At 67.6% G+C, this 11,999-nt stretch carries 11 protein-coding genes; 5 read left to right on the top strand and 6 right to left on the bottom strand.

Annotated features, from left to right (window positions below; all coding sequences use genetic code 11):
* The first annotated feature begins 47 nt into the window (after window positions 1-47).
* The 4 genes from AC1RQC_RS38135 to AC1RQC_RS38150 all read left to right on the top strand — a co-directional run bounded on the left by AC1RQC_RS38135 (window position 48) and on the right by AC1RQC_RS38150 (window position 4,096).
* Window positions 48-539, top strand: coding sequence for a hypothetical protein (locus AC1RQC_RS38135; protein ID WP_492815068.1), 492 nt, complete (start codon window positions 48-50; stop codon window positions 537-539).
* 289 nt (window positions 540-828) lie between these two features.
* Window positions 829-2,382 carry a class I adenylate-forming enzyme family protein gene (locus tag AC1RQC_RS38140; protein WP_492374632.1) on the top strand — a complete coding sequence of 518 codons (1,554 nt, stop codon included), beginning with the start codon at window positions 829-831 and terminating at the stop codon, window positions 2,380-2,382.
* A gap of 135 nt (window positions 2,383-2,517) precedes the next feature.
* Window positions 2,518-3,684 (top strand): thiolase family protein, encoded by a 1,167-nt coding sequence (locus AC1RQC_RS38145; protein WP_150988223.1) that lies wholly within the window; start codon window positions 2,518-2,520, stop codon window positions 3,682-3,684.
* A gap of 4 nt (window positions 3,685-3,688) precedes the next feature.
* The gene (locus AC1RQC_RS38150; protein ID WP_492815071.1) at window positions 3,689-4,096 is read left to right on the top strand and encodes a Zn-ribbon domain-containing OB-fold protein; all 408 of its coding nucleotides are present in this window, start codon (window positions 3,689-3,691) and stop codon (window positions 4,094-4,096) included.
* A 423-nt stretch (window positions 4,097-4,519) separates the two neighbouring features.
* Here AC1RQC_RS38150 and tcuB read toward each other — a convergent pair whose 3' ends face one another.
* The 6 genes from tcuB to AC1RQC_RS38180 form a co-directional block, all read right to left on the bottom strand.
* On the bottom strand, window positions 4,520-5,695 hold the full coding sequence (gene tcuB / locus AC1RQC_RS38155; protein ID WP_492886574.1) for a tricarballylate utilization 4Fe-4S protein TcuB: 1,176 nt from the start codon (window positions 5,693-5,695) through the stop codon (window positions 4,520-4,522).
* Window positions 5,682-7,109, bottom strand: coding sequence for an FAD-dependent tricarballylate dehydrogenase TcuA (tcuA, locus tag AC1RQC_RS38160; RefSeq protein WP_492886576.1), 1,428 nt, complete (start codon window positions 7,107-7,109; stop codon window positions 5,682-5,684). Before tcuA ends, tcuB begins: the two co-directional genes overlap by 14 nt.
* Before the next feature lie 183 nt (window positions 7,110-7,292).
* Window positions 7,293-8,243 (bottom strand): LysR family transcriptional regulator, encoded by a 951-nt coding sequence (locus tag AC1RQC_RS38165; RefSeq protein WP_492374627.1) that lies wholly within the window; start codon window positions 8,241-8,243, stop codon window positions 7,293-7,295.
* 81 nt (window positions 8,244-8,324) lie between these two features.
* Window positions 8,325-9,038 carry a 4-carboxy-4-hydroxy-2-oxoadipate aldolase/oxaloacetate decarboxylase gene (locus AC1RQC_RS38170; protein ID WP_492886578.1) on the bottom strand — a complete coding sequence of 238 codons (714 nt, stop codon included), beginning with the start codon at window positions 9,036-9,038 and terminating at the stop codon, window positions 8,325-8,327.
* Complete coding sequence (locus AC1RQC_RS38175) at window positions 9,035-9,784, bottom strand: PIG-L deacetylase family protein (RefSeq protein WP_150988240.1); 750 nt, start codon at window positions 9,782-9,784, stop codon at window positions 9,035-9,037. Before AC1RQC_RS38175 ends, AC1RQC_RS38170 begins: the two co-directional genes overlap by 4 nt.
* Window positions 9,785-9,868: 84 nt before the next feature.
* A complete protein-coding gene (locus tag AC1RQC_RS38180; RefSeq protein WP_492886580.1) occupies window positions 9,869-10,840 on the bottom strand; it encodes a tripartite tricarboxylate transporter substrate binding protein in 972 nt (323 codons plus the stop codon).
* 123 nt (window positions 10,841-10,963) lie between these two features.
* Between AC1RQC_RS38180 and AC1RQC_RS38185 the strand changes: the two genes are divergently transcribed.
* Window positions 10,964-11,863 (top strand): LysR family transcriptional regulator, encoded by a 900-nt coding sequence (locus tag AC1RQC_RS38185; protein ID WP_492374624.1) that lies wholly within the window; start codon window positions 10,964-10,966, stop codon window positions 11,861-11,863.
* Window positions 11,864-11,999: the final 136 nt, after the last annotated feature.

Below are 11,999 nucleotides of genomic sequence, written 5' to 3' on the forward strand. Positions count from 1 at the left end.
GCGGCCGCCTCCCGTGCGTTCGCGCACTACCTGAAGGAACAAATCCGATGAGCACGATCGATCCGGCGTCCTCCACCGGCGGCCAGTTTGCGGCCGCCACGGCCCTGGCCGGCGCAGCCAGCCTTGCCACCGCCAGCCAGGCAACGCCCGCCAGCCAATCGGGCGGCGGCAAGCCGTCCGATGGCATCCATGTCGATCTTTCATCGGCTGGCCGCACGCTGGCGTCAGGCAAGCCGGCCGGCTCCAGCGGCCGCAACAGTGATATCGACAACAGCAACCTGCCGGATACGGCCAAGGACCTGCTCAAGCGAATCCGTGAATTGCGCGACGAGCTGGCGCGCAAGCAGCAGGAACTGCAAGCCGTGGCCTCGGCCCAGAACCTCTCTGCCGACCAGAAGCAGGTCCGTCTTGCAGCGCTGAACCAGGCCATGAGTTCGCTTACCGGTGCCATATCCAGCGCCAGTGGCGCGCTGGCCAAGTCCATGGAAAAGACCTCGCCCGAGCAGCAGATGAGCGCGGCGGCCTTGGCCATGGGCTGATTCCGCCATAGGGTGGCTCCATCGAGGGCCACCCCGCACGTTGGTTTTCACTCCGTCTCCCCGCGCAGCGCCCCTCCCCTAGCTTGTCCCCTAGCTTGTCCCCTAGCTTGTCCCCTGGCTTGCCCCTTCCGCGCCATTTTGTGCGCCGCAACAACGATTCCCGGCAAGCCCCTCTTCCAAAAAGCCAAATTGTCGAACCCGGCACAAGGCGCGACACTCTTTCACAGCCGCGGCAGGCCGGCCATGAATGAGACACCCAAGCACACCCCAAGAGCCCAACGGCAGCCCTATGTCACCGACAAGCACTGACTTCACCCCTCTCGCCGCCCTCGTCGACGCCCAAGCCGCGCTGCGGCCGCGGCATCCGGCCGTGGTGCTGGATGAACGCAGCGTGGATTTCGCCAGCCTCAACCGGCTTGCCGACCGCGTTGCCGCCGCGCTGCAGCGAGACGGTGTGCCGGCGCAAGGCGCCGTCGCCATCTGCGCCGCGACGTCGATCGAATACGTTGCCGCCTTCCTCGGCTGCCTGCGGGCAGGCGTAGCGGTGGCACCACTGTCGCCCTCGCTCAACCCGCAGACGCTGCGCGGCATGGTGCAGGACTCGGGGGCGCGCCGGCTGTTGATCGATGCCAGCACGCGCCAGGCCCTGCACGGGCTGGAGGCCGAGCTCGGCATTCCCTGCATCGCACTGGACGACAGCCACGCGGGCCTTGCCTTTGGCCAGTGGCTGGCCCCCGAAGATGCCCGGCCGGCTCCGGTCAACGTGCAGCCCGACTGGGCTTTCAACCTGATCTATTCATCCGGCACCACCGGCGTGCCCAAGGGCATCATCCAGCCGTTCGGCATGCGCTCGTCGCATGTGCAGCGCGCCACCCAGGGCGGCTATGGCCCGGACACCGTGGCGCTGCTGTCCACGCCGCTGTACTCCAACACCACACTGGTCAGCCTGTTCCCCACCTTGTCGCTGGGTGGCACCGTGGTGCTGATGCGCAAGTTCGATGCCGGCCAGTACCTGGCGCTGGCCGCACAGTACCGCGTCACCCATACCATGCTGGTGCCGGTGCAATACCAGCGCATCCTGGCCCACCCCGACTTCGCCAGCACCGATCTGTCATCGTTCCGCTATAAGTTCTGCACCAGCGCGCCCTTTGCCGCCGCGCTCAAGGCGCAGGTGCTGGCACGCTGGCCCGGCGCGCTGATCGAGTACTACGGCATGACCGAGGGCGGCGGGCGCTGCGAGCTGCGCGCGCATGAGCACCCGGACAAGCTGCATACGGTCGGGCGCCCCTCGCCGGACACCGATATGCGGCTGCTGGACGATCAAGGCCGCGAGCTCCCCGCCGATGCGCCGCGCGACACCCCAGGCGAGATCGTCGGGCATTCCCCCGCGATGATGTCCGGCTACCACAATCATCCAGCGAAGACCGCCGAGGCCGAGTGGTTCGACGCCACCGGCAAGCGCTTCATCCGCACCGGCGACGTTGGCTACTTCGATGCCGACGGCTTCCTCATCCTGATGGACCGCAAGAAGGACATGGTCATCTCGGGCGGCTTCAACATCTATCCGAGCGACATCGAAGCGGTGCTGCTCGGGCATCCCGACATCGCGGACGCGGCGGTGGTCGGCGTGCCCTCGGAACGCTGGGGCGAGACGCCCGTCGCCTTCGTGGTGCTGCGGCCCGGCGCCATCGCCCAAGCCGCCGCGCTGCTGGACTGGGTGAATGGCCGGCTGGAGAAAATGCAGCGCCTGGCCGCGCTGGAGCTGTCGCAGGAACTACCGCGCAACGCCATCGGCAAGGTGCTCAAGCGCGATCTGCGCGAGCAATACGGGCGCGCACCTTGACACTCGCGGCACCAAACAAGAACACAGGACTTCGGTTATAGCCATAGTTCATAGGCCATAGTTCATAGGCCATATTCCATATTCCATAGTCATCACCGCACACCAACTTACCCGGGACAACAACTAGGGAGACCCATGAGCATCAACGGCAAGGCTTATATCGTCGGGGCCTACGAGCACCCGACCCGCAAGGCACCGGACAAATCCGTCGCGCAACTGCACGCCGAATCCGCCAAGGGCGCGCTGGAGGACGCCGGCCTCACCCTGCAGGACGTGGACGGCTACTTTTGCGCGGGTGACGCGCCTGGCCTTGGCGCGCTCAATATGGTCGATTACCTCGGCCTGAAGGTGCGCCACGTCGACTCCACCGATACCGGCGGCTCGGCGTATATCGTCCACGTCTCGCACGCCGCGCAGGCCATCGCCGCCGGCAAGTGCAATGTGGCGCTGATCACGCTGGCAGGCCGCCCACGCTCGGAAGGCTCGAGCGGCACGCAGGCGCGCAACTGGGGCGCGAACCTGCCCGACCAGCCGTTCGAGGCGCCGTTCAGCCCGGTGACCGTGAACCTGTACGCGATGGTGGCGATGCGCCATATGTTCCAGTACGGCACCACCGCCGAACAGCTTGCCTGGATCAAGGTAGCGGCCTCGCACCACGCGCAGCACAATCCCCACGCCATGTTGCGCGATGTGGTGACGGTGGAGGACGTATTGAATTCGCCGATGATCTCGGATCCGCTGCGCAAGCTCGACTGCTGCGTGGTGTCCGATGGCGGCGGCGCGCTGATCGTCGCCCGCCCGGAAATCGCGGCCAAGCTCAAGCGCCCCATGGTGAAGATCCGCGGCGCCGGCGAAGCCGTCAAAGGCCAGCTCGGCGGCATGGTCGACCTGAGCTGGTCGGGCGCCGCCATCTCCGGCCCGATCGCGTTTGAAGAGGCCGGCATCCGCCCGTCCGACATCAAGTACGCCTCGATCTACGACAGCTTCACCATCACCGTGCTGATGCAGCTGGAAGACCTGGGCTTCTGCAAGAAGGGCGAAGGCGGCAAGTTCGTGGCCGACGGCAACCTGATCTCCGGCGTGGGCAAGCTGCCCTTCAACACCGACGGCGGTGGCCTGTGCAACAACCACCCGGCCAACCGCGGCGGCATCACCAAGGTGATCGAAGCGGTGCGCCAGCTGCGCGGCGAAGCCCATCCCGCCGTGCAGGTCAAGAACTGCGACCTGGCCCTGGCCCAAGGCACCGGCGGCTACCTCGGCTCGCGCCACGGCAGCGCCACCGTCATCCTGGAACGGGAGTAATAAGATGAGCACACCTTACACCGCCACTCCCCTCAAAGCACCGCAGGTCGCCCCGGACAACACCGAGTTCTGGGAAGCTGCCCGCGCCGGCCGCCTGCTGGTCAAGCACTGCAAATCCTGCGGCAAGCCCCACTGGTACCCGCGCACGCTGTGCCCGTTCTGCATGGGCGAGACCGAATGGAAGCAGGCCTCGGGACGCGGCACCATCTACTCGTTCAGCGTCACCCGCCGTGCCGGCCCCACGCCCTTTTGCATTGCCTATGTGACGCTGGAAGAAGGCGTGACCATGATGACCAACATCGTGGATTGCGACCTGGATACCGTGCGCATCGGGCAGGAAGTGAAGCTGACGTTCACGCCGACGGACGACGGGCCGCCGGTGCCAACGTTCACGCCGGTTAGCGCCGCCTGAAGCCAACAGGAACGCGAGGGACATCGCAATGGCGAGCACCCGCCCTCTCCCCCGGCCCCTCTCCCACAAGTGGGAGAGGGGGGCCAACCGACGGCAAGATCAACCCATTGTGGTAGCCGTGTGAAGCGCCCGAAGGGCGGGCCACACCCCAACGCGATGCGAAGCGAGCCGTGGTGTGCCAAGGCCGTATGGGGCGCCTCGGGATTCGGCGAAAAGAGCGGAAACGAGGGACCCATGTCTGAGTATCGCCGTAAGGCGATGCGAGTTTGGGTCCCGGCCGCTCTTTTCGTCGAAGCCCGAGGAGGTAGTCGCCCCATCCGGCGCGCCTTCTTTGCCTACTTTCTTGGCAAGACAAGAAAGTAGGTCGCCGCCCCGCAGGGGTGGTGAAACTGCAGTTGCTTTTGACGCCCAGCCCACAACACCTCAATCGGGCCGACCAAGCGCCAGGCTGCCGGGCCGGCGTTTTTCGATATTCCATTTGAGCAGCGCCGCGCCGCGGTAGACGCCGTGCGCGAACTTGCCGTAAGGCAACGTCAGGAACAACGCCATCACCACGCCCAGGTGCACCGCCAGCAGCAGCGCCATGGCCTCGGTGTCGCGCCAGGCCAGCAGCGCCAGGCCCGTCAGGCTGGTGAAAAACAGCAGCGCGATAAAGCCGCGGTCCATCGGCTTCTGAGCGGCATCGCCGGTGCGCGGGTCGCGCTTCAGGTTGAGCCAGAGCAGGCCCGCCGGGCCGATCAGCAAGCCGATGCCGCCGGCCGTGCCCAGCAACACCGGCAGGCTGGTGGGCGCATACGGTGCATGCAGGCCCAGCAGGTAGTGGTACAGGGTGGCGACCGCCGTGGCGGCAAAGCACAGCATGAAGCCATAGAACGTGAAATGGTGGAAGCGCCGGCGCCACAGCGTGAACGTGTCGTCCGCGTTGTTGCAGCCCTGGCCGTGGCCGCCGTCCAGATAGCGCAGCCGCAATGCATCGTGCGCGGCGCCGCCGATGGCCGGGCCGCGCGCCTCGCCTTGCAGCTCGCCGGGCGAGACCCTGCGCCAGAAGCGCGTCACGCCCACGCCCAGCGCCAGCACCGCGCAGCCGAACACCAGGCCGAACATCGCCGCCAGCAGGTTGTGCGGGAAGATGGCGTAGAAGTTGCCGGCCAGCGGTGCGTGCAGCAGGCTGCCACGCATGGCAAGCACCATCGCCAGGAACAACGCCAGCCCGGCTGCCAGCGCCAGCGCGGTGGCCAGGCCAGCGCGGCGGTACAGGCTACCGAGCGCGGCGGGCCAGGCGTAGTCGGAATACGTCTGGACCCGCACCTTGGCCATGGCCTGCGGCACGTTGACCGCGAACTCGTGCGGTGGCGCGTACTGGCAGGCGTGATAGCAAGCGCCGCAGTTGTGGCACAGGTTGGACAAGTAGTGGATATCGGCCTTGCCGAACTCCAGCCGGCGCGTCATGGCGGGAAACACCGCGCAAAAACCTTCGCAATAACGGCAGGCATTGCAGATCTGCATGACGCGGCCCACCTCGGCCTCGTCCCCGCTGAGCGGCAGCGCGCCCTGGGCCAGTGCCGCCGCTTCGCGCGTCAGCGCTTCAAGATGTTGCATGCTGCTCTTCCTGGAATGCGTTGCGGTTTGGCCGCCCGAGCGCGGCGGCGGCGGCCTGGGTGCCGGCGATGCGCCCGAAGGCGGTGCCGATGGCCATGCCGACACCTGCCGTATAGCCCTTGCCGAGCACGTTGCCGGCCATCATCTCGCCGGCAACGAACAGGTTGGCGCTGGGCTTGCCGCCGAAGTGCACGGCGGCGTGCTCGTTCACCTTGATGCCGAGGTAGGTAAAGGTGATGCCGGGGCGCAGGGCGTAGCCGAAGAACGGCGCGGTATCGATCGGCCGCGCCCAGTGGGTCTTGGCCGGGGCGATGCCCTCGGTGTGGCAGTCGTCCAGCACGGTGTGGTCGAATGTGCCGACACGGCACGCCGCGTTGTAAGCCTCGATGGTGCGCATGAAGGTGGCCTCGTCCAGCCCGAGCTGGCGCGCCAGTTCCGGCAGCGTGTTGGCGCGCACCCCCGGAAACACGGGCGGCATGAAGCGGCCCACGGCCTTGGCGTCGATGATCGAATAGCCGATCTGTCCGGGCTGCTGCGCGACCAGCCGCCCCCAGATGGCGTAGCGCTTGGGCCAGAAATCCTCGCCTTCGTCGTAGAAGCGCTCGGCATTGCGGTTGAGCATCACGCCCAGCGAGACGCAGTCCACCCGCGTGCAGATGCCGCCGTCGTACAGCGGCGCGCGCGCGTCGATGGCCACGCAGTGCGATTGGGAAGGGTCGCCGATGGCGTCGGCGCCGGCTTCGATCATGAACTTGAGCAGCACGCCCATGTTGAAGCGCGTGCCGCGAATCAGGAAGTTGTCGGCCGGCCAGTCACCATCGGCGTTCTGGCCCCAGGCCTCGCGCAGCCATGCGCGGTTGGACTCGAAGCCGCCGGCGGCCAGCACGCAGCTGCGCGCCTCGATGCGCTCGCTGCCGATGCGAGCGGCTTTGAAGCGCCCGCCGTCCAGCTCGATGGCGTCCACCGGGGCGTTGTAGCGCACCTTGACGCCAAGGGCTTCGGCGCTGCGGAAGTACGCGTTGACCAGCGCCTTGCCGCCGCCCATGAAGAAGGCATTGGTGCGCGCCACATGCAGCGCGCCTGACAGCGGCGGCTGGAAGTGCACGCCGTGGCTGCGCATCCAGTCGCGGCAGGTCGACGAGGCGCGGATGGCCAGGCGGGCCAGGCGCTCGTCGGTCAGGCCGCCGGTGACCTTAAGCAGGTCTTGCCAGTATTCCTCTTCGGGATAGGCCTCGATCAGGACGTCTTGCGGCGCGTCGTGCATGCAGCGCAGATTGCGGGTGTGCTGGGAGTTGCCGCCGCGCCACTCGCGGGGCGCGGCTTCCAGCAGCAGCACGCTGGCGCCGGCTTCGCGCGCCATCAGGGCCGCGCACAAGGCGGCATTGCCGCCGCCGATGACCAGGACGTCGATCATGGGTGCGCGCCTCCGGCAAGGCTCGGGAGAGCCGGCAGGGGCGGCTCCAGGATTTGAATGATGGACAGCACGATGAGGGTTCCGGTGGGGATGCCCGCACTGTAGCGGCCCGCTAGCGTCCTGCTAAGCCCCCGGATCGCATGGGGGCATCACGAATCGTGATACCCCCCCGGGGCACGTGCATCATCCCTCCGGCCCAAGCAGCCGAGCCCCCCGCCAGGCGCCGGAGCGCACCAGTTCGCGGGCGCAGTCGGCCAGTACCACGCGCAAGGCCAGCGCGGCGGGCGATAGTTCGTCGTCGGAGAGGCTGCACAGCACGTTCTGGCGCCGCACCTTGGGGTCCGCGATCTCGGCCAGGTGGAAACGCGCTTGCGCATCGGCATAGCGCCCCACCGCGGCCCAGGGCTGCAGGGTGGCGCCAAACCCGAGGTCCACGGCGTCCATCAGCATGGCCAGCGAATCCACCTCCTGCACCACCTGCGGCACGATCTTCACGCGGGCGAAGGCGGCATCGAGCGTGCTGCGCAGCCCATGCAGGCCGGTGGGCATGATCAGCGGCACGTCCCGCAACTGCGCCATGCGCAGCCGAAGCGGCGCCTCGGCGTCAACCTCGGCCGGCAGCGCGCGGCGCGAGCGGATCAGGAACAGGGTTTCCTCAAGCAGCGGCGTCACGCTCCAGCGGCGCGCTACAACGGTGTCGAACAGCACGGCCAGGTCGAGCTGGCGGGCGTTGAGCATGGCGCCGAGGTGGCCGGACAGGCTCTCCACCATATGCAGGCGCACATCCGGATAGCGCTCGCGCATGGCGCGCATCAGCGGCACTCCGATGACCGAAGCCGTGGTGGGCGCCAGCCCCACGCTGACCGTGCCGGACAGCCGCGCATGGTGGGCGGCGCGCTTGGCCTGCTCGGCATGGCGCAGCGCCAATTGAGCCTCGCGGAAGAAGGCCAGCCCGGCCTCGGTGGGCGTCACGCCGCGCGTGGTCCGGCGCAGCAGCCGGGTGGCCAGCTCGCTCTCCAGACGGCTGATCTGCTGGCTCATGGCGGATTGCACCATATCGAGGTCGAGCGCCGCGCGGCTCATGCTGCCAAGCTCCACCACGCGGACGAAATACTGAAGCTGGCGCAGTTCCATCGGGTTCCCCGGCCTGGATTCGTGTCTGGATTTGTGTCTGCGACGCTTATACCAGATCGCGAACCGGCTGCGGCCGCCCGGTCAGGCCTCGTCGAAACCGCTGTACCAGTCCACGGTCTGGTCGGCGTACACCAGGCCCTTGGCCGCCAGCGCCTCGCGCATCTGGTACATGTCCAGCCCCAGCACGCCGGAGGCCAGCGTAGTGCGCTTACCCTCCTCCATGGCACCGCGCTCGGCGGCACGGCGCGCGGTCTCGGCAGCGAGCGGGCGCGGCACCACCACCACGCCGTCGTCGTCGGCCACGATCACGTCGCCGGGCCGCACGTGGGCGCCGGCGCAGACCACCGGCACATTGACCGCGCCCACGGTTTCCTTGACCGCGCCCTGCGCCGAAACCGCCCGCGACCAGACCGGGAAGCCCATGGCATTGAGCGTGGCCACATCGCGCACGCCGCCGTCGATCACCAGGCCGCGCGCGCCGCGCGCCTTGAGCGAGGTGGCCAGCAGGTCGCCGAACAAGCCATCGGTGCAGTCGCTGACCAGCGCCACCACCAGGACGTCGCCGGGCTGCACCAGTTCCACCGCGACGTGGATCATCCAGTTGTCACCGGGATGCATCAGCACCGTCACGGCGCTGCCGGCAATGGCGGCGCGGGCCTGGATTGGCCGCATGTATGGCTTCATCAGCCCGGTGCGGCGCTGCGCCTCGTGCACCGTGGCGACACCGGCGGTGCCCAGTGCGTCGATGTCCGCGGCGGCCGCGCGCAGGATGTTGCGATAGGCGATGGTCTTCATGACAGGCTCTGTGCTACCTGCGGGAACACGCGCGCATAGCCTTCTCCGTACTTCACCTTGCGATCGGAGTTGCGCGCGGCCTGCGCGCCGCGCTGCAGCGCCACGCGGGTGTAGTACTCCCACAGGTGCTCCTGCGCCGCCATGGTGGCGAAGGCGCGCTGCTTCTTTTCCCACACCGAGGAGATATCGAGCAGCACGTCGGGCTTCCAGTTGCATTGCTCAGGCTGATGCGGCTCGAACAGGAACACAGGCGGCGCGCCGATCACCGGCACCTCGGGCTTGTAGCCATGCGCCTGGGCGATGACCCGCGCTTCCTGCGCGACGTGCGTGGCGAGCGGATGGTCAAAGTTGTAGATGTCCTCGCGCGAGTGGCTCAACACCAGTTCGGGCCGCAGCGCGCGGTAGAGATCGGCCAGGCGTAGCAGCGCTGCGTCGGTCACGCGCATGGGGTAGTCGCCCAGGTCGAAGCACTCCAGCGTCGCGCCCAGGATGTCGGCGGCCTGCTGCGCTTCTTCATGCCGAGCCGCCTTGACGCGCTCGATGGTCATGCCCGGCTGGCGCCACATCTTGGCGGACTCGCCGCGCTCGCCAAAGGACAGGCAGACGATTTTGACGTTGTAGCCGCGCTCGGCGTACAGCGCGATGGCGCCGCCGGCACGCCAGACAAAATCGGCGGCGTGCGCGCTGACCACCAGGATCGAGGGACGCTGCGCGTCCGGCTGGGCTTGGGCTTGGATGTCGGACATGGGGACTCTCTTGGATCTTGTTAGGTCGTATTGGATCGTATTGGGTCGTGTCGGATCGTAGGATCGTCGGATGCGCGTGAGGCCTCAGTCGGCCGTGATGCCCGCCTTGCGGATGACGCCGTTCCAGGTGGCGGTTTCGCCGCGCACGAACTGGCCGAAAGCTTCAGGCGTGCCCGGCAGGATGGTTACGCCCAGTTGCGCGAGCTGTTTGCGCACATCGGGGTCGGCCAGCGCAGCATTGGCTGCGGTATTGAGCTCATGGATCACGGCCGGCGGCGTCTTGGCCGGCGCCACCAGCCCCCACCAGACCGAGGCGGTGAAGCCCGGCAAGCCTTGCTCGCGCGAGGTCGGCACGTCCGGCAGCAGCAGCGTGCGCTGGTCGCTTGCCACCGCGATGGCGCGCAGCGTGCCGGCGCGGATATGGGTGATGACTTCGAGCGGGTTGATCGGCATGAACGAAATGCGCTCGCCCAGCAGGTCGGTGATCGCGGGCGCGCCGCCCTTGTAAGGCACATGCAGCACGTCGATGTGTGCCGCTTCCTTGAACAGCTCGCCGGCGAGATGGCCCGAGCTGCCGTTGCCGGCCGAGGCATAGCTGAACTTGCCCGGCTGGGCCTGCGCCTGGGAAACCAGGCCCTTGAGCGACGTCACGCTGGATTTTGCCGGCACCACCAGCACCAGCGAGGCCTGTCCCACGCGCGCCACCGGCGTGAAATCCCGTGCGGGGTCGAACGGCAGCTTGGCGAACAGCGCCGCATTGGTGGCCAGGCTATTGGACGCCATCATGATGGTGTAGCCGTCCGGCGCGGCCTTGGCCACGGCCTCCATGCCGATATTGGTGCTGGCGCCCGGGCGGTTGTCGACGATGATGGGCTGCTTGAGCAGCACGCTCATCTTTTGCCCGACCGAGCGCGCCACGATGTCCACCGCGCCACCGGCGGCATAAGGCACGACCAGCCGGATGGGCTTGGCCGGGTAGGTCTGGGCGCTGGCGGCGCTGGCGGCCAGCGAGAGCGCGGCGGCCAGGAAGCCGGCAAGGTAGGGGCGGCGCAGCATGGTTGTCTCCTGATGGTGCAATTTGTCATTCGGCTCAAGGCCGCTTGCGTGCATTCTGGGCATCTGCCGTGATACTGTCCAATACGTTTTCAAACCCCTTGTTATTTCACTTCGATATAAGCAATGGATTTCCGCCAGCTCCGCTATTTCGTCGCCGTGGCCGAAGCGCTGAGCTTCAGCGAGGCCGCGCGCAAGCTCCATATCAGCCAGCCGCCGCTGAGCACCCAGATCAAGGCGCTGGAGGACGAACTCGGCAGCCCGCTGCTGGACCGGTCCCGCCACCATGTGGCGCTCACGCCGGCGGGCACGCTGTTCCTGGACAAGGCCAGGGCGGCGCTCGCCAACCTGGAGCAGGCCCGCGAGGTGGTCAGGCAGGTTGCCGCCGGCGAGGCGGGCGAGATCCGCGTGGCCTTTACCGCCTCGGTGCCGATGCAGGACGCGTTTCCGCGCGCGGTGCAGCAGTTCCGCGTGGACCACCCGCGCGCCATGCTGGAGCTGGTGCATATGTCCACCGGCCAGCAGTTGCAAGGACTGGAGAAAGGTGAGATCGACATTGGCTTCCTGCGACCGTCGCCCCAGTTCTACCCGCCCGCCAGCGTCACCGTGCACGAAGTGCTGGCCGACCGCCTGGTCGCCGTGCTGCCTGCCTCGCACGCACTGGCAAACCCGGTGGACGACGCCGGGATCGATATCGGCGCGCTGTCCGCACAGCCTTTCCTGCTGTTCCCCCGCGGGCTGGGCTGCGGGCTGTTCGACCACGTCACCACGCTTTGCAACCGGGCGGGTTTTGCCCCGCGCATCGGCCAGGAGGCGCGCGAGGCGACCACCATCATTGGTCTGGTAGCGAGCGGCGCCGGCGTATCGGTGCTGCCGGAGATCTACGCGCGCACCGGCATCCCCGGCGTGACGTATCGGCCACTGGCTGGCCAGGATGCCGCCAGCCGTGTGCTGGTGGCGCATCGCACCGGGGCGCTGTCACCCATCATGCGTCGGTTCCTGGCATTTTTTGAGGTTGGCGGCTGAGGTAAGGACGGTGCGGAAACTGAGTCCCGTTGCGCAATAGCGGCGTATTCACCACGCCGCGGGGCGCCGCCATGCACTAGTACGGCGAAATGTCTGCACATTGCCGTTTCAGCCCTACAGTTCCCCTCCAGCCTTC

It is taken from the genome of Cupriavidus sp. GW822-FHT03E04 (genome assembly GCF_058801495.1).

What these genes read in the sequence shown, in the direction of transcription:
- AC1RQC_RS38135 (WP_492815068.1), top strand. Translation starts at nt 48, where the DNA reads ATGAGCACGATCGATCCGGCGTCCTCCACCGGCGGCCAGTTTGCGGCC.
- AC1RQC_RS38150 (WP_492815071.1), top strand. Translation starts at nt 3,689, where the DNA reads ATGAGCACACCTTACACCGCCACTCCCCTCAAAGCACCGCAGGTCGCC.
- tcuA (WP_492886576.1), bottom strand. Translation starts at nt 7,109, where the DNA reads ATGATCGACGTCCTGGTCATCGGCGGCGGCAATGCCGCCTTGTGCGCG.
- AC1RQC_RS38145 (WP_150988223.1), top strand. Translation starts at nt 2,518, where the DNA reads ATGAGCATCAACGGCAAGGCTTATATCGTCGGGGCCTACGAGCACCCG.
- AC1RQC_RS38165 (WP_492374627.1), bottom strand. Translation starts at nt 8,243, where the DNA reads ATGGAACTGCGCCAGCTTCAGTATTTCGTCCGCGTGGTGGAGCTTGGC.
- AC1RQC_RS38185 (WP_492374624.1), top strand. Translation starts at nt 10,964, where the DNA reads ATGGATTTCCGCCAGCTCCGCTATTTCGTCGCCGTGGCCGAAGCGCTG.
- tcuB (WP_492886574.1), bottom strand. Translation starts at nt 5,695, where the DNA reads ATGCAACATCTTGAAGCGCTGACGCGCGAAGCGGCGGCACTGGCCCAG.
- AC1RQC_RS38180 (WP_492886580.1), bottom strand. Translation starts at nt 10,840, where the DNA reads ATGCTGCGCCGCCCCTACCTTGCCGGCTTCCTGGCCGCCGCGCTCTCG.
- AC1RQC_RS38175 (WP_150988240.1), bottom strand. Translation starts at nt 9,784, where the DNA reads ATGTCCGACATCCAAGCCCAAGCCCAGCCGGACGCGCAGCGTCCCTCG.
- AC1RQC_RS38140 (WP_492374632.1), top strand. Translation starts at nt 829, where the DNA reads ATGTCACCGACAAGCACTGACTTCACCCCTCTCGCCGCCCTCGTCGAC.
- AC1RQC_RS38170 (WP_492886578.1), bottom strand. Translation starts at nt 9,038, where the DNA reads ATGAAGACCATCGCCTATCGCAACATCCTGCGCGCGGCCGCCGCGGAC.